Below are 15,624 nucleotides of genomic sequence, written 5' to 3' on the forward strand. Positions count from 1 at the left end.
CCTCCCGGGCCCCGCCCCGGCAACGCCCCGACACCGGCCCGGCCCCGCCGGAGCCCCGCCCCTCGCACGATGCGAGCGGCGGGCCTCCGGAGCGCTGACACGACGCGTCGTGTCAGCGAAGGATCACTTCGCGACGGCCTTCTTCAGCAGCGAGCCGGCGCTGATCTTCACACCGAAGCCGGCCGGGATCTGGATCTCCTCGCCCGTGCGCGGGTTGCGGCCGGTACGGGCCGCGCGCTCGACGCGCTCGACCGAGAGCAGACCGGTGACCTTGACCGCCTCACCCTTGGCGAGCGACTCCTCGAGCACCTCCTGGAAGGCGCTGAGGAACTTGTCCGCGTCCGCCTTGCTGAGCTCAGCCTTGCCGGCGATGGCCGAGACCAGCTCGGACTTGTTCAGCGACATGTGCATCCCTTCTCCGGTTCACGACGCGCGCGACCCGCGCGTCGTCACGTTCGTACGCCACCCCGGCTCGCGCCGGGAGGACGGGGAACACACTAGGGAACATCCGCGGATTCCTGCGACTTTTCCGCGCGTGGCGTGCCGGACACCTCGAAACGGGAACCTTTCGAGCACACGATCTGTCCCGGTATCTGCCCTCATGACGGGACAGACCGCGTCCGCGGCGGCACGTCTCAGGACGTCGGGCCGTCGCCCTCGGGGCCCGCGCCCGGTCCGTGCCGTTCGCCCGTCTCGTCCCCGCCGTCGGCGTCGCGCGCGCCGTCGTCGGCGCGCCGGCGTCGCTGCAGCAGGACGGCGGCCGCCACGCCGACCACCGCGAGCACGGCGACGGGGAACAGCCACGCCGTCGCCCACCCCGCCTCGCCGTCGGCGTTCAGGTCCACGCCGGGCGTGCCGCCGCCGTGCGCGTGCCCGGCCGTCGTCGTGGCGTCCGGCGACGCCGTCGGGCTCGGGGAGGCGCTGGGCATCGTCGGGCTGGACGACGGGCTCGCGCTCGGCGACGGTGTCGCGGCGCCCGCCACCGTGAACGCCAGCTCGCCCTCGATCGGGTGGCCGTCGGAGGAGACGACGCGCCACGACACGTCCCAGTCGCCGCCGGGCAGGTCGTCGGGCAGCGCGGCGACGGCCTCGTCACCGTCGACGGTGACCTCCGCCGGGACCGTGCCGTCCGCAGTCGTGACCGCCACCTGGGCCCCCGCCGCGAGGACGTCGGCGCTGAACACGAGGGTGAGCTCGGCGGGCGCCTCGTCCACGGTGGCTCCGTCCGCGGGGTCCGACGAGAGGAGCCGGTCGTGCGCGCTGGCGGGCTGCGCGAGGGCGAGGCCGAGCACGGGGACCGCCGCGGCGGCGAGCAGGACGGCGAGGGCGCGACGACGGCGCGCGGGTCGAAGGTGCACGGCCCGACCCTAGCGACCCGCCCGCCCGAGCTGTCAGGAGCCTGGCGAGCTGTCAGGGCGAGCGCGAGGTAGACGTGGCGCTGGTCCTGACAAGTCTCGCGGGGGCGGGCGGCGTTCCTACACTCGGGGGGTGGACTTCACCTCGGCCTATGCCCACGGCTTCGCCCGCGTGGCGGCCTGCACCGTCCCCGTCACCGTCGCCGACCCCCGCGCGAACGCCGCCGCGATCCTCGCCGAGGCGCGCGCGTGCCACGACGACGGCGTCGCGGTCGCCGTCTTCCCGGAGCTGTGCGTGTCCGGCTACGCGATCGACGACCTGCACCTGGCGGACACCCTGCTGGAGGCGACCTCCGACGCGCTCGCGACGATCGTGGAGGCCAGCACCGACCTGCGCCCGCTGCTCGTCGTCGGCGCCCCGCTCGAGGTCGGGAACCGGCTGCTGAACTGCGCCGTCGTGGTGCAGGGCGGCCGGGTGCTCGGCGTCGCGCCCAAGTCGTACCTGCCGAACTACCGCGAGTTCTACGAGAAGCGCTGGTTCGCCCCCGGCGACGACCGCCGCGGCGCCACGGTGACGCTGCCGTTCGCCGACGGGCCCGTGCCGTTCGGGCCGGACCTGCTGTTCGCCGCCGACGACGTCGCCGGGCTCGTGGTGCACGTCGAGGTGTGCGAGGACCTGTGGGTGCCGGTGCCCCCGTCGGCCGAGGCCGCGCTGGCGGGCGCGACGGTGCTGCTCAACCTGTCCGCGAGCCCCATCACGGTGGCGCGCGCGGAGGACCGGCGGCTCATGGTCCGCTCCGCGTCGCACCGCGGGCTCGCGGCCTACGCGTACGCGGCGGCGCAGGGCGAGTCGAGCACGGACCTGTCCTGGGACGGCCAGACGATGGTCTACGAGGTGGGCGACCTGCTCGCCGAGACGGAGCGCTTCCCCGACGGCGCGCGACGCTCCGTGGCCGACGTCGACCTGGACCGGATGCGCCAGGAGCGGCTGCGGCAGGGGTCGTTCGACGACAACCGGCGCGCGCTCGGCGCGCGTGTCGAGGGGTTCCGCACCGTCGGCTGGACCGCCGACCCGCCGTCGGGCGACGTCGGCCTGCGGCGCAAGGTGGACCGCTTCCCGTTCGTCCCGGACGACCCGGAGCGCCTGGCGCAGGACTGCTACGAGGCGTACTCGATCCAGGTGGCCGGGCTGGAGCAGCGGCTGCGGTCGATCGGGCAGCCGAAGATCGTCATCGGCGTCTCGGGCGGCCTGGACTCGACGCACGCGCTGATCGTCGCGGCCCGCGCGATGGACCGGCTCGGCCGGCCCCGCACCGACATCCACGCGATCACGATGCCCGGCTTCGCGACGTCGTCGGAGACGAAGGACCGCGCCACGCGGCTCGCGACGTCGCTCGGCGTGCACTTCGAGGAGCTCGACATCCGGCCCGCCGCGGAGCAGATGCTGCGCGACCTCGGCCACCCGTACGGCGCGGGCGAGAAGGTCTACGACGTCACGTTCGAGAACGTGCAGGCCGGGCTGCGCACCGACTACCTGTTCCGGCTCGCGAACCACCGCGGCGGCATCGTGCTGGGCACGGGCGACCTGTCCGAGCTGGCGCTGGGCTGGTGCACGTACGGCGTGGGCGACCAGATGTCGCACTACGCGGTGAACACCGGCGTGCCGAAGACGCTCATCCAGCACCTCATCCGCTGGGTCGCGGATTCCGGCCAGTTCGAGGCGGACACGAACGCCCTGCTCCTGGAGATCCTGGGGCAGGAAATCTCCCCCGAGCTGGTGCCGGCCGGCGAGGGCGAGGCTCCCCAGTCCACCGAGGCGGCGATCGGCCCGTACGCGCTGCAGGACTTCACCCTGTTCTGGACGCTGCGACACGGCCTGCGGCCGTCGAAGATCGCGTTCCTCGCGTGGCACGCCTGGCGCGACCCGGACTCCGGCGCCTGGCCGCCGAACTTCCCCCACGACGAGCGGTCCGCCTACGACCTGGCGACCATCCGGAAATGGGAGGTCGTCTTCTTCCGGCGGTACTTCTCGTCGCAGTTCAAGCGCTCCGCCATCCCGAACGGCCCCAAGGTCGCCGCCGGCGGCTCGCTCTCGCCCCGCGGGGACTGGCGGATGCCGTCCGACGCGTCCGCCGCCGCCTGGCTCGCCGAGCTGGAGGAGAACGTCCCGACGACGGTCTGAGTCCCGTGCGAGTCAGGGGCGGGCGGCGGGGCCGAACCCGGTCCAGCGCAGCTCGGGCGTCAGGTGGCCCATGTCGTTGTAGACGATCAGGGAGGCGCTGCGGTCGTCGCGGTACTCGATCGTCGTGAGTGCGGCGTTGCCGTAGGGCAGTCCCAGCCAGCTCGCGGGCGGCGCGGCGAGGGCGTCGCGCACCAGCCACGCGACCTGGAACGCGTGGGTGATCAGCACGTCGTGGGTCTCGACATCGACGGCGCGGGCGAAGCGGGTGGTGAGCGCGGTGGCGAGCCGCTCGCCCTCGGCCGCGTGGGCGACGTCGTACCCGTCGAAGAACCCGACCCACGCGGCGGGCATCGGGTCGGGCAGGTAGGGCACGTGGTCGATCAGCTCGGCCGCCTCGCGCACCCGCACGCCCGGCAGCTGCGCGCCCAGGACCTGCGCCGACCGCACCGCGCGCGACAGCGGCGAGTGCCAGACGGTGTCGACCGGCACGGCAGCCAGGCGTCGGCCGGCCAGCTCCATCTGCCGCTCCCCGACCTCCGTCAGCTCGCCGAACGGGTCCGCAAGACCGTGGCGGAGCACGTGCAGGTGTCGGGTCGGCATCCGCCGACGTTATCGGCTCGGCCGGCGTCGATGCAGGCAGATAGGGTGCTGCGGGCCGTTCCGCCGGGGACGGCGGCGGGAAGCACGGGGAGCACCATGAGCGAGCGACAGCCTTCGGGGACGACGACGGACGGCGTCGCGACGCCCGAGGAGCAGCAGGGCAGGCTCCTGTGGCCGAAGCTCGGCCCGTACCCGACGGAGGTCCGCCAGACGATCCGCGTGCTCGCGGAGATCCTCGGCGCCCCGCGCAAGAAGAAGAAGGGCACCCCGACGTCGAGCTCGGGCTGGGCGGCGCGCAAGCTCGGCGTGAAGAAGTCCCGGATGTCTGAGGTGAAGCGCGCCGTCTCCGACACGCAGCTGCTGCTGCACGGGCACGTCCTGGCCCGGTGGATGGCCGAGCACGAGGGCAGCTACCAGATCCTCGGGCCGCAGGGCCGCACGCCCGAGTGGCGGCCGCTGAGCCTGGGCGAGGACCACACACTCTCCGTGCCCTACCACCTGTCGGCGTTCTTCCCCGCCGGCACCCTGCGCGACGAGCCGGTCGCGATCCACCTGTGCGGCGGGCACCCCGCGGACGTCACCGTCTACACTGGCGAGGGCCGCCGCGACCTCGCCGAGTCGGTGCTCGACGACTTCCTCACCTCCCTCAAGGGCGAGGGGAACCCGTACCGCGGCCGCATCCTGCAGGTGTCGGTGACCAGCTACGGCAACCAGGTCGGCTTCGAGCCCGTGCCAGCGACCCACGAGACGCGCGCCGACCTCGTCCTCGCCGACGCCGTCTGGGGCGAGGTGGACCTGTTCCTGTCGTCGGGCACCACGCGCCGCGACGACCTGCTCTCCCTCGGGCTCCCGACCACGCGCGGGCTGCTGCTCGCGGGCAAGCCCGGCGTCGGCAAGACGAAGCTGGGCCGGATCCTCGCGGCGGAGGTCGCGGGCGCGATGACGGTGATGATCGTGGAGCCGGACGTGCTGCGGCAGGCGTCGGAGAACCTCTACAAGGAGGTCGAGCGGCTCGGCCCCACCCTCGTCGTCATGGAGGACATCGACGGCGTCGCGAACGCGGAGATGCGCAGCTCGTCGGGCTTCTCAGAGTTCCTCAACGCCCTCGACGGCGCACGGGTGCGCAACGACGTCCTCACCCTCGCGACCACCAACGACCCCGGCTCCCTGGACCCGGCGGTGAAGCGGCCCGGGCGGTTCGACACCATCCTCGAGGTGCCGCTGCCGAGCCACGAGGGCCGCGTCGCCATCCTCAAGATCTACCTGCCGCGCCAGGGTGACGGCCTCGACCTCGCCGCCATCGCCGGCAGCCTCGACGGCGCGACGGGCGCCGAGATCCGCGAGGTCGCGCGCCGCGCCGTCCTCGAGCACGGCATCGAGGGCATGACGACGCGCCGCATCCTCGACATCACGTCGACCGGCCGCTGGAAGCCGTCCCCCTCCGTCGGGCACTACCTGTAGCACCCGGCCCCGCCCCACAGGCAGTTGACCCCGGTATGACGCCCGCCAGGCCGCCATACCGGTGTCAGGTGCCTGTTCGGCATCCCCGGGCGGCGGCATGATGGCGGGCATGACCTCTCCGATCCGCACCGCCCGCTCGTCCGTCGCGATCACGAACGGCTACGTCGTCCCGGTCGACGGGCTGCCGATCGAGAACGGCACCGTCCTCGTCACGGACGGCGTGATCACCGCCGTGGGCGCGGACGTCGAGGTACCCGACGGCGTGCGCACGGTGGACGCGGGGGGCCGGTGGGTGCTGCCGGGCTTCGTGGAGTCGCACGGGCACGTGGGCGTGCACGAGGAGGCCGAGGGCTGGGCCGGCGACGACACCAACGAGAAGACCGGGCCCGACGGGTCGCACCTGCGCGCGCTGGACGCGATCAACGTCGAGGACGAGGGCTTCCGCGACGCGCTCGCGGGCGGCGTGACGTCCGTCGTCGTGAAGCCGGGCTCGGCGAACCCGATCGGCGGCCAGACGGTCGCGATCAAGACGTGGGGCGGGCGCACCGTCGACGAGCAGGTGATCAGCGACGCGGTCTCCGTGAAGTCCGCGCTCGGCGAGAACCCCAAGCGCGTGTACGGCGAGCAGAAGAAGCAGCCGTCCACCCGCCTCGGCGTGGCCGCCGTCATCCGGCAGGCGTTCCTCGACGCGCAGCACTACGCGGCCCAGCGCGACGCCGCCGAGGAGAAGGGCGAGCCGTTCGCCCGCGACCTCGGCAAGGAGACCCTCGCGCGGGTGCTGGCCGGCGAGCTCGCCTGGGATCAGCACACCCACCGGGCCGACGACATCGCCACCGCGCTGCGGCTGGCCGACGAGTTCGGCTACCGGCTCGTCGTCAACCACGGCACGGACGGCGTCGCGATCGCCGACGTCCTCGCCGAGCGCGACGTGCCGGTCATCTACGGCCCGATGCTCACGTCCCGCTCCAAGGTGGAGCTGCGCGACCGCGACGTCGCGAACCTCGCCCGGCTCGCCGAGGCGGGCGTGCGCGTCGCCATCACGACCGACCACCCGGTGGTGCCGATCAACTTCCTCGTGCACCAGGCGTCGTTCGCCGTGAAGGAGGGCCTGGACCCGCAGGTCGCGCTCGAGGCGCTCACCGTCAACCCGGCGTCGTTCCTCGGCCTCGACGACCGCGTCGGCGCGCTGGCGCCCGGCCTCGACGGCGACGTCGTCGTCTGGTCCGGCGACCCGCTCGACGTCGGCTCGCGCGCCGAGCACGTCTTCGTCACCGGCGTCGAGGTGTACACGTGGGACCGCGCCGCCGACGGCGGGCGCGGCGCGGGCCGCGTCGTCGAGCGCTCGGAGCGCTTCGCCCGCTGACCGGCCCGCCCGCCGTCGCCGGAGCGCGGGTCAGTGGATGAAGCCGGTGCGCTGGCCCTCCGAGGGCATCGGTCCGGAGAGGGCGTCGAGGTAGCGGGTCTCCTCCTCGAGGTCGGCGAGGAACGACGCCGCGAGGTCCCGGCTGAGCCCGCTGCGCACGACGACGCGCTGCACGGTGACGTCGGTGAGGTCGTCGGGCATGGGGTACGCCGGCACGAGCCAGCCGCGCGTGCGCAGCCGGTCGGACAGGTGGTAGAGGTTCCAGTTCTCCGTGTGCCCCGGCTTCAGGCGCCACGCGAAGACGGGGATGTCGGAGCCGTCGTTCCACAGCTCGAACGCGGGCAGCCTCCCGACGCCGTCGGCGAGGTACCGCGCGACGTCGGACGAGGCGTTCTGCACCGCCTCGTACCCCGCCCGCCCCAGCCGCAGGAACATGTAGTACTGCAGCAGCACCTGCGACCCCGGTCGGGAGAAGTTCAGCGCGAGGGTGGGCATGTCGCCGCCGAGATAGCTCACGCGGAACACGAGGCTCTCGGGCAGGGCCTCCTCGTCGCGCCAGACCACCCAGCCGAGGCCCGGGTACACGAGGCCGTACTTGTGGCCGGAGGTGTTGATCGACGCGACCCGCTCCACCTGGAAGTCCCACACCAGGTCGGGCTGCACGAACGGCGCGACCATCGCCCCCGACGCGCCGTCCACGTGGATGGGCACGTCGAGCCCGGTGGTCGCCTGGATGCGGTCGAGGGCGGCGGCGATCTCGGTGACCGGCTCGTACATCCCGGTGTACGTCACGCCGAGGATGGCGACGACGCCGATCGTGTCCTCGTCGACGTAGCTCTCCAGGTCGTGGCCGTCGAGCACCCGGTGCTCCTCGCTGATGGGCACGTAGCGGGGCTCGACCTCGAAGTAGTTGCAGAACTTCTCCCAGCACACCTGCACCGCGCTGGACATCACGAGGTTGGGGGTGCCGACAGGCTTGCCGGCGTCGCGCCGGGCCTGCTGCCACCGCCGCTTGAGCGCGAGCCCGGCGAGCATGCACGCCTCGGACGAGCCGATCGTCGAGGTGCCCATCGCGTGGTGCGGGTCGGGCGCGTGCCACAGGTCGGCGAGCATGCGCCAGCACCGGTCCTCGACGGCGGCCGTGGCCGGGTACTCGTCCTTGTCGACCATGTTCTTGTCCGCCGCCTCGAGGTAGAGGCGGCTGGCGTGGTCGTCCATCCACGTGCCGACGAACGTGGCGAGGTTGAGCCGGGCGTTGCCGTCGAGCATCGCCTCGTCGTGGACGATCTGGAACGCCGTCTCCGGAAGTGACTGCCCGGCCGGGAGGCGGTCGCGCGGCACGGAGCGCGTCTCTCCCGGGCGGACGAAGACGGGGTTGAGCTCGACGTCCCCGTGGCGGACGCGGCGGCGGCCGCTCCCTCGGGTCCTGCTGACCATGGCGGTTCCCCTCGTCGGTGGCGGGTGCGGCACTTTCGAGCGTAGGTCGGCCCGTCGCCCCTCACCCGGCCGGCCCGGGTGAAGTGAATTAGGCGACAGGTGTTGCCTAACTCGTCGCCCCGGCGTAGCGTCGAGAGCACCGGACGGCGGAGGTGACAGGGCATGGACAAGCGGGTCGAGCGAACCGCGGAGGCCCTGCGCACCGCCGTCCTGGAGCTGGCCGCGGAGCAGGACGTCGCCGACCTCACCGCGTCCGCCGTCGCCGCCCGCGCCGGCATCAACCGGGCCACGTTCTACGACCACGCCGCTGGCCCGGCCGAGCTGCTGGCACGGGTCCTCGGCACCGAGCTCGACCGCATCCGCGCGGAGTTCGACGCCGCCGTGCGGGAGGTCGCCGGGCACGCCACCCACGGCGACGCCGAGCAGGTCGTCGCCCGGTACACCGGTGCGCTGCAGGCCCACGTCGAGGCGCACCTGCCCGTGTACGAGCGGGCCCTCGAGGGCGGCCTCAGCGCCCCGCTGGCCCGGCTGCTCGCCGACCACGTGGCCGGCACCCTCACCGACCACCTGCGCGCCCACCCCGGCCTCATACCCCTGGACCCGGGCACCCCCGCCGACCAGGTCGACCGCTACGCCCGCGCGTTCGCGACGTACGTCGGGCTCGGCACCGTCGGCGCGCTCGAGGTCTGGCTCGCCGCTCCCCCGCCCCGCGACCCCGCGTTCTTCGCCCGGGTCGCCCACGACGCCCTGCCCGCCTGGTGGACCACACCGTCCCCCTGACGTCCCCTCCGTCCCGGGACGACCACGGTCCCGGGCGGGCAGGTGCACCCACTCACAGCAGAACCACGAAGGAGGCCAGCATGACCGCCAGCACGGCCGTCAGCACCGGGAACCGAGTCTTCAACAAGGTCGCGATCGTCACCGGCGGGACCGGCGGGATGGGCGTCACCCACGCCCGCGCGCTGGCCGCCGAGGGCGCCAAGGTCGTCGTCGCCGACCTCGACGACGCGAAGGGCGAGGCCCTCGTCGCCGAGCTGGGCGCCGACCGCACCGACGTCGCCCGCTACGTCCATCTCGACGTCACGAACGAGGACGACTGGGCGAAGGCCGTCGCGTTCACGCTCGAGGAGTTCGGACGGATCGACGTGCTCGTGAACAACGCGGGCATCGCGAACGGCGGCCCGATCACCGAGTACGACACCGACGCCTGGCGCCGGATCATCGACATCAACCTCACCGGGGTGTTCCTGGGGATCCGGGCCGTCGCGCCGGTCATGGTGAAGGCCGGCTCCGGGTCGATCATCAACATCTCGTCCGTCGAGGGGCTCCGCGGGAGCCGCGGCCTGCACGGCTACGTGGCCTCCAAGTTCGGCGTCCGCGGGCTCACGAAGTCGGTCGCGCTGGAGCTCGGGCCGCACGGCGTGCGGGTCAACTCCGTGCACCCCGGGTTCATCGAGACGCCGATGACCGCGGGCATCGACGCGGGCGACCTGCTCATCCCGCTCGGCCGCGGCGCGCGGCCGGAAGAGGTCTCCCAGACCATCGTCTTCCTCGCGAGCGACGAGTCCAGCTACTCCACCGGCGCCGAGTTCGTCGTCGACGGCGGGCTCGTGGCGGGCGTGCCGCACAAGCACGGCGCCTGACCGGTCACAGGCCCGCCAGGAAGTCCTTCATGAGCGGGCCCGCGGTGTCCGACCCGCGGTGGCCGTCCTCCACGAAGACGGCCACCGCGAGGTCGTCGACGATCGCGAGCATCCACACGTGCTGCTTCGACCCGTCGCCGTACTGCGCCGTGCCGGTCTTGGCACCGACGATTCCGGGCACGCCCTGCAGCATGTCCGCGCTGCCCTCGGTGACGACGCCGTGCATCAGGTCGCGCACCACCGCCGCCTCGTCGTCCGTCACCCCGGGCGTCGACGGCTTCTTCGGCGCCTGCGCCGACTCCTCGGCCGACGGCGAGGCGGACGCGTCGCCCTCGTCGCCCCCCGCCGGCTCGTCGCGCACCAGCACGGGCTGCACCCGGTGGCCGGCGGCGACGCTCGCCGCGACCGTCGCCATCCCCAGCGGCGACGCCTGCACCTTGGCCTGGCCGATCATCGACGCCGCGTGCTCCGTGCCGTCCGCCTTCGCGGGCACGGCGCCGAGGAAGGCGGGCACGCCCAGCACGGGCGCCGCCACCTCGTCGTCCACGAGCCCGAGGTCGGACGCCGCGGTCGCCAGGTCCGCCTGCGCCACCTTGTCGCGCTGCGCGATCATCGCCGTGTTGCACGAGTGCGCGAACGCCGTGCGCAGCGGCACCTCGCCGGTGGCCGACGACGGGTAGCCGGGGACGTTGCCGAACCTGCGGCCGTCCACGGTGATGCTGTCCGTGCAGGCGACCTTCGTGTCCGGGGTGATCCCCGCCCGCTGCATCGCCAGCGCGTCCACCACCTTGAACGTCGACCCCGGGGGGTACTGCCCCAGCGTCGCGGTGGACCAGCCCTCGCCGCCTGGCCCGCTCGCCGCGGCGAGCACCGCGCCGTCCGACGGCCGGATCGCGACGATCGCGCTGGCCGGGTCGACGTCCTCGAGCACGTTCTCCGCCTGCTTCTGGAGGTGCTGGTCGAGGGTGGTGGCCACCGCGACGCCGTCGACGGCGTCGACGCGGTACAGCTCACGCCCCTCGTCCCCGTCCTCCTCGGGCTCGCCGTCCAGGCCCACGTCACCGTCACCGGCCGGGACCACGCTGACCAGGACGCCCGGCGAGCCGGTGAGCTGGTCGTCGTAGGCGCGCTGCACCCCCGACAGCCCCACCACGTCGCCGGCCTGCACCGCGCCGTCGGACTCCTCGACGACCTCCTTGGTCGCCTCCCCGACCCGGCCCAGGATCGGCGCGGCGAAGGTGCTCGTCGGTCCGAGCTCGAGGGAGTCCTCGACCGCACGCACGCCGATGATGTCCCGCGCGTCGTCCACCGTGAAGTCCACGCCCGGGTTCTTCTTGCGGATCGTGATCGCCTCGACGAACGCCTTCTCCCCGGCCGCGTCGACGCGCGCGAAGAACTCGTTCGGCTCGAGGCCCACGAGCTGCGCGAGGTCGCGCGCCGCGGACTCCTGCCCGAGCCCCTCGACCGCCGTCTTGTCCACCCCGATGTGCCACACGCCCCGCTCGGTCACCATCGGCTCGCCGTCGCCGTCCAGCAGGTCGCCGCGGTCCGCGTCGAGGGTCCTGACCTTCAGCCGCTCGCCCGGCTCCAGGTCGGGCACCAGCACGTCCGGCCGCCACACGGCGCGCCAGGCGCCCTCGCCGTCGCCGCTCTCCGGCGGCGCATAGGCGAGGTCGACGTCGGTGCTGTACTTCCACGTGACGTCGCGGCCCACCGGCCACGACCAGTCCAGCGTGGCCACCGCCGACGTCGTGCCGTCCTGGGTGACCGGCTTGCCGACGTCGGCCACCGTCACCGTGCGCTCGCGCTCGCCCGAGGCGTCGACGAGCGGCTCGAGCACCTCGGTGAGCTGCGTCTGCACGTCGACCGAGCCGGGCGCCTGCAGCGCCAGGTCGCTCACGTCGCCCGCCCGGAGCGCGGCCGCGAGCGCCTCGGCGGCCGGGTCGGCGGACGGCACGTCGGGCCCGGTGCACGCCACCAGGGTCACCCCGGCGACCGGGGTCAGCAGGACGGCGAGGGCGAGGCGGTAGCGTCGGCGCACCTTGGCGAGATTATCGGCTTCCTGGCAACCTGGTCGGCATGTCCCCCCGTGTCGTGGTCACGGTCCTGCATAGATTTCGTGGCGCCGTCGTCGCGGGCACCCTGGCGGGCGTCCTGACCGTCGCGGGGACCGTCGTGCCGGCGGGTGCGGCGACTGCCGCGCTCCCCGACCCGCGGCCGGGCGGCACGTCGATCCTGGGCCGCACGTGGACCCCGGGCCACGACCCCGCGGACCTGACCGTGCTGGTGAACAAGGCCCACCCCGTCACCCCGGAGCGCTGGGCGCCGGACGACCTCGTGCGCCCCGACGTGCCCGCCCTCGGCGAGCACGACCGGCTGCGGGCCGAGGCGGCGCGGGCCCTGGAGCGCCTCGCCGCCGACGCCCAGGACGCCACCGGCCACGAGCTCGTCCTCGCCTCCGGCTTCCGGTCCGCGGACTACCAGCGGCAGCTGTACGCCCGGTACGTCGACGCGCACGGCCGCCGCGCCGCCGACACGTTCTCCGCCCGCCCGGGGTACTCCGAGCACCAGACGGGCCTCGCCGCCGACGTCGCCGAGGCCGGCACCCCGTACACCGACTTCGGGCGCACCAGGACCGGGCGCTGGGTGGACGCGCACGCGTGGCGGTACGGGTTCGTCGTGCGGTACCCGGAGGGCCGGCAGTCCGTCACGGGCTACTCGTCCGAGCCCTGGCACCTGCGCTACGTGGGCACCGGACTGACCGTCCCGATGCACCTCGCCGGCACCACCACCCTGGAGGAGGCCTTCGGCGCCGCCCCGGCGCCGGACTACGCCCCGCCGAAGTAGCACGGGTACTACCTCGGCACGGTCCGTGCTACCTCGGCACGGTCCGGTGCTACCTCGGCACGGCGAGCGCGCGGCCGAGGCGCTCCGCGGCCTCGGTGAGCACGGCCGTGGACGTCGCGAGGTTGAGCCGCAGCCACCCGGCCCCGCCGGCGCCGAACCGCACGCCGTCCTCGAGGGCGAGGCGGCCGCGCTCCAGCACGAGCGCGGCGGCGTCGGCCGCGGGGACGCCACCGGGCAGGGCACCGCGCAGGTCGAGCCAGGCCAGGTAGGTGGCGTCGGAGGGCTGGAGCCGCACGGCGGGGGCGTGCGCCGCCAGCAGGCGCGCGAGCAGCCCTCGGTTCGCGTGCACGCCCGCGAGCAGGGCGTCCAGCCACGGACCGCCGTCGCGGTAGGCCGCCGCGTGCGCCAGCACCGCGAGGTGGTTGACGGCGTGGCCCGCCTCCTCGGGGATCCGGCGCAGGTCGTCGGCCGCGCCCGGCCCGCCGAGCGCGACCGCGGCACGCAGCCCCGCGAGGTGGAACGCCTTGGACGCCGACTGCACGACGACCGCCCGCTCCGCGCCCGCCACCGACAGCAGCGGCACGAACGCGGGCGCGCCGTCGGCCACGCTCTCGAACGTGAACGGGGCGTGCACCTCGTCGGCCACCACCCGTACCCCGTACCGGTCGGCGAGCGTCAGCACCGCCTCGAGCTCCGCGCGGGTGTGCACAGTGCCGGTGGGGTTGTGCGGGTTGCACAGCAGCAGGACGGCGCGCCGGCCGGCGCCGGGCCCGGCGCCGTGGGCGGCGGCGCCCGTGACCCGCGCGAACGCGGCCTCGAGCGCGCCGAGGTCGAGCCGCAGGTCGGCGCCCAGGGGCGCCTCCACGACGTGTCGCCCCTCGTTGCCCGGAAAGCCGTAGAACGGCGGGTACACGGGCGGCGTGACGACGACGGCGTCGCCGGGGGCGGTGAGCACGCGCAGCACCTCGACGATCGCCACCATGACGTCCGGCATCGTGCGGCTGGACGCGACGTCCGGCGCCCACCCCCAGCGCTCCCGCGCGAACGGTGCGAGCGCCTCGGCATAGGCCGTGCCGACGTCGTACCCGGTGTCCCCGAGGGCCAGCGCCCCCTGCACCGCGTCGACGACGGCGGGCGCGACGGGCGTGTCCATCTCGGCGACGAACAGCGGCAGCACGTCCGGCGGGTAGGCCCGCCACTTCACGGACGTGCGACGGCGCAGGTCGTCGAGGGTGAGCTGCTCCAGCGGGTTGTCGGTCACGGCTCCGGTCTACCAGAGGCGCCCGCGTGCTACCTCGGCGCGCGGGGTGCTACCTCGGCGCGCGGGGTGCTACCTCGGCGCGAGGGGTGCTACCTCGGCGTGGGTCAGGCGGACGGGACCGTCTTCACCACCGGGGCCCACTGCTCCTCGACGAGCGCCGGGCGGTCCTCGTCGGTGTGGCCGGCCCAGCGCCGGGCGTCCTCGATGGTGGCGGCGAGCAGGGTGCGCAGCCGGGCGTCCGTGTCGGGCACGAACGCCTCGCTGATGCCCTGCACCGCCGTGGACACGACGGACGGCGCGGCGTCGCGCACGAACCGCTTGGGCCGCACGCGCGTGCCCTCGCAGAACCGGTACGCCCACTCGGCTGTCTTCGGCGACGCGGCGAGCGCGTCGGCGCTGGCCGGGTCGAGCGTGCCCTCGGGGCGCCCGTCCAGGGCGTCGAGCATGCGCTCCGCACCGATGATCGCCACGGCCAGCGTCTGCTGCCGGTCGGCGGGCGCGACGGGCAGCGCCGTCTGCGCGGCGCGCAGCGCGATCTGCACGTCCCACCGCGGGTCGCTGCTGGTCAGCCCGATGACCGAGGGGATGAGCGGCGCGAGCTGCGGCCGGTTCCCGTCGGAGGTCAGGTCGTTCACGGCACGGGCCAGCATCGCGAGCAGCGGGTGCGTGCACTGCGGATGATCGCTCCAGCGTTCACCGGCCAGGAACGACGCCAGCTCCATGAAGCACGCGCCCTTCTTGGGGTTGCGGTGCTTGCCACGCCCGAGCATCGGCAGCGCGTCGAAGGCGCCTGCAACAGATCCAGCCACGAGTCCACCCCCGTATAGGTCCGGTCTTCCCCAGTGTGCGACCGCTGTGACCCAGGTCGCAACGGCTGGCGCGGGCGAAGGCCCGTCCAGCCCCGGCCTCGGTACCCCTCAGCCCCGCCGCGGGGGTACCTCAGACCGGCGGAGGCCCAGGTCGCGACGTCGCCTGAGGTACCCCCGTCCCGGAAGACGGGGCAGTTGCCCGATGCCCGCCCGGGGGCCTCAGGACGAGCGTGGTCACCACGAGATCGAGGAGCCGGCGGTGGCCGGCACGCAAGGCCGGGGACCCCGGCCGGTGAGGGGACGAGGACATGAACGAGATGACGTCGCGGGACCTGGCCGTCCTGGCCGAGCTGGACTACCGGCGCGAGCGGATGGCCGAGACCTACCAGCGCGGGACGCCGGCGTGGGTGCGCACGGTGGGCCGCGCGGCCGGCGCGGCCGGTCGCGGGGTCCGGGACCTGGCCCGCCGTGCGCGGTCCCGGGCCGCGGACCGCGAGGCCGTGCAGCGGCTCGGCTCGACGCTCGACGCCGTCGCCGCGCGGACCGACGCCCGCGCGTGGGACCTCCAGGTGACCCGCCGGGCCGACCAGATCGCCCACGGGCTGGACGCGCTGCGTCCCCAGGACGGCGCCGGACGCCGGGCCGCCTGACCGTGCGCGGCACGGC

General features: G+C 74.2%; 14 protein-coding genes. 7 read left to right on the plus strand and 7 right to left on the minus strand.

Features of this window, described 5'->3' with window-relative positions; translation table 11 throughout:
* Window positions 1–123: 123 nt before the first annotated feature.
* Window positions 124–405 carry an HU family DNA-binding protein gene (locus tag ACFQ8Y_RS00370; RefSeq protein WP_430549040.1) on the minus strand — a complete coding sequence of 94 codons (282 nt, stop codon included), beginning with the start codon at window positions 403–405 and terminating at the stop codon, window positions 124–126.
* Between the two features lie 230 nt (window positions 406–635).
* Window positions 636–1,358 carry a copper resistance protein CopC gene (locus ACFQ8Y_RS00375; protein WP_430584234.1) on the minus strand — a complete coding sequence of 241 codons (723 nt, stop codon included), beginning with the start codon at window positions 1,356–1,358 and terminating at the stop codon, window positions 636–638.
* 130 nt (window positions 1,359–1,488) lie between these two features.
* On the opposite strand from ACFQ8Y_RS00375, the gene ACFQ8Y_RS00380 reads away from it, so the two are divergent.
* Window positions 1,489–3,537, plus strand: a complete 2,049-nt coding sequence (locus ACFQ8Y_RS00380; protein ID WP_430584235.1) for an NAD(+) synthase — start codon at window positions 1,489–1,491, stop codon at window positions 3,535–3,537.
* A 12-nt stretch (window positions 3,538–3,549) separates the two neighbouring features.
* Here ACFQ8Y_RS00380 and ACFQ8Y_RS00385 read toward each other — a convergent pair whose 3' ends face one another.
* Entirely contained in the window at window positions 3,550–4,137 is a 588-nt protein-coding gene (locus ACFQ8Y_RS00385) for a histidine phosphatase family protein (protein ID WP_430584236.1), read from the minus strand.
* Between the two features lie 96 nt (window positions 4,138–4,233).
* Here ACFQ8Y_RS00385 and ACFQ8Y_RS00390 point away from each other — a divergent pair, with 96 nt between their 5' ends.
* On the plus strand, window positions 4,234–5,598 hold the full coding sequence (locus ACFQ8Y_RS00390) for an AAA family ATPase (protein WP_430549044.1): 1,365 nt from the start codon (window positions 4,234–4,236) through the stop codon (window positions 5,596–5,598).
* 109 nt (window positions 5,599–5,707) lie between these two features.
* Window positions 5,708–6,961, plus strand: coding sequence for an amidohydrolase (locus tag ACFQ8Y_RS00395; RefSeq protein WP_430563530.1), 1,254 nt, complete (start codon window positions 5,708–5,710; stop codon window positions 6,959–6,961).
* 30 nt (window positions 6,962–6,991) lie between these two features.
* Here the strand turns inward: ACFQ8Y_RS00395 and ACFQ8Y_RS00400 are convergent, their stop codons facing one another.
* Window positions 6,992–8,398 carry a glutamate decarboxylase gene (locus ACFQ8Y_RS00400; RefSeq protein ID WP_430549046.1) on the minus strand — a complete coding sequence of 469 codons (1,407 nt, stop codon included), beginning with the start codon at window positions 8,396–8,398 and terminating at the stop codon, window positions 6,992–6,994.
* A gap of 162 nt (window positions 8,399–8,560) precedes the next feature.
* Between ACFQ8Y_RS00400 and ACFQ8Y_RS00405 the strand changes: the two genes are divergently transcribed.
* Window positions 8,561–9,178 carry a TetR/AcrR family transcriptional regulator gene (locus ACFQ8Y_RS00405; protein WP_430584237.1) on the plus strand — a complete coding sequence of 206 codons (618 nt, stop codon included), beginning with the start codon at window positions 8,561–8,563 and terminating at the stop codon, window positions 9,176–9,178.
* 80 nt (window positions 9,179–9,258) lie between these two features.
* Window positions 9,259–10,041: a glucose 1-dehydrogenase gene (locus tag ACFQ8Y_RS00410; RefSeq protein ID WP_430549048.1), complete on the plus strand. Its 783-nt coding sequence runs from the start codon at window positions 9,259–9,261 to the stop codon at window positions 10,039–10,041.
* Window positions 10,042–10,045: 4 nt separating this feature from the next.
* Here the strand turns inward: ACFQ8Y_RS00410 and ACFQ8Y_RS00415 are convergent, their stop codons facing one another.
* Window positions 10,046–12,082 (minus strand): penicillin-binding transpeptidase domain-containing protein, encoded by a 2,037-nt coding sequence (locus tag ACFQ8Y_RS00415; protein WP_430584238.1) that lies wholly within the window; start codon window positions 12,080–12,082, stop codon window positions 10,046–10,048.
* Window positions 12,083–12,120: 38 nt separating this feature from the next.
* On the opposite strand from ACFQ8Y_RS00415, the gene ACFQ8Y_RS00420 reads away from it, so the two are divergent.
* Window positions 12,121–12,888 (plus strand): M15 family metallopeptidase, encoded by a 768-nt coding sequence (locus ACFQ8Y_RS00420; protein WP_430584239.1) that lies wholly within the window; start codon window positions 12,121–12,123, stop codon window positions 12,886–12,888.
* A 49-nt stretch (window positions 12,889–12,937) separates the two neighbouring features.
* Here the strand turns inward: ACFQ8Y_RS00420 and ACFQ8Y_RS00425 are convergent, their stop codons facing one another.
* Together ACFQ8Y_RS00425 and ACFQ8Y_RS00430 are read right to left on the minus strand one after the other, a co-directional pair.
* Complete coding sequence (locus ACFQ8Y_RS00425) at window positions 12,938–14,149, minus strand: MalY/PatB family protein (RefSeq protein ID WP_430584240.1); 1,212 nt, start codon at window positions 14,147–14,149, stop codon at window positions 12,938–12,940.
* A gap of 104 nt (window positions 14,150–14,253) precedes the next feature.
* Entirely contained in the window at window positions 14,254–14,958 is a 705-nt protein-coding gene (locus tag ACFQ8Y_RS00430) for a hypothetical protein (protein WP_430563526.1), read from the minus strand.
* Between the two features lie 308 nt (window positions 14,959–15,266).
* On the opposite strand from ACFQ8Y_RS00430, the gene ACFQ8Y_RS00435 reads away from it, so the two are divergent.
* Window positions 15,267–15,608, plus strand: coding sequence for a hypothetical protein (locus tag ACFQ8Y_RS00435; RefSeq protein WP_430563525.1), 342 nt, complete (start codon window positions 15,267–15,269; stop codon window positions 15,606–15,608).
* Window positions 15,609–15,624: the final 16 nt, after the last annotated feature.

This window comes from Isoptericola sp. NPDC056605, from assembly GCF_042792795.1.
Classification (GTDB): domain Bacteria; phylum Actinomycetota; class Actinomycetes; order Actinomycetales; family Cellulomonadaceae; genus Isoptericola.

Coding starts and splice junctions, on each gene's coding strand:
- ACFQ8Y_RS00370 (WP_430549040.1), bottom strand. CDS start 405: ATGTCGCTGAACAAGTCCGAGCTGGTCTCGGCCATCGCCGGCAAGGCT.
- ACFQ8Y_RS00385 (WP_430584236.1), bottom strand. CDS start 4,137: ATGCCGACCCGACACCTGCACGTGCTCCGCCACGGTCTTGCGGACCCG.
- ACFQ8Y_RS00390 (WP_430549044.1), top strand. CDS start 4,234: ATGAGCGAGCGACAGCCTTCGGGGACGACGACGGACGGCGTCGCGACG.
- ACFQ8Y_RS00395 (WP_430563530.1), top strand. CDS start 5,708: ATGACCTCTCCGATCCGCACCGCCCGCTCGTCCGTCGCGATCACGAAC.
- ACFQ8Y_RS00400 (WP_430549046.1), bottom strand. CDS start 8,398: ATGGTCAGCAGGACCCGAGGGAGCGGCCGCCGCCGCGTCCGCCACGGG.
- ACFQ8Y_RS00405 (WP_430584237.1), top strand. CDS start 8,561: ATGGACAAGCGGGTCGAGCGAACCGCGGAGGCCCTGCGCACCGCCGTC.
- ACFQ8Y_RS00410 (WP_430549048.1), top strand. CDS start 9,259: ATGACCGCCAGCACGGCCGTCAGCACCGGGAACCGAGTCTTCAACAAG.
- ACFQ8Y_RS00420 (WP_430584239.1), top strand. CDS start 12,121: ATGTCCCCCCGTGTCGTGGTCACGGTCCTGCATAGATTTCGTGGCGCC.
- ACFQ8Y_RS00435 (WP_430563525.1), top strand. CDS start 15,267: ATGAACGAGATGACGTCGCGGGACCTGGCCGTCCTGGCCGAGCTGGAC.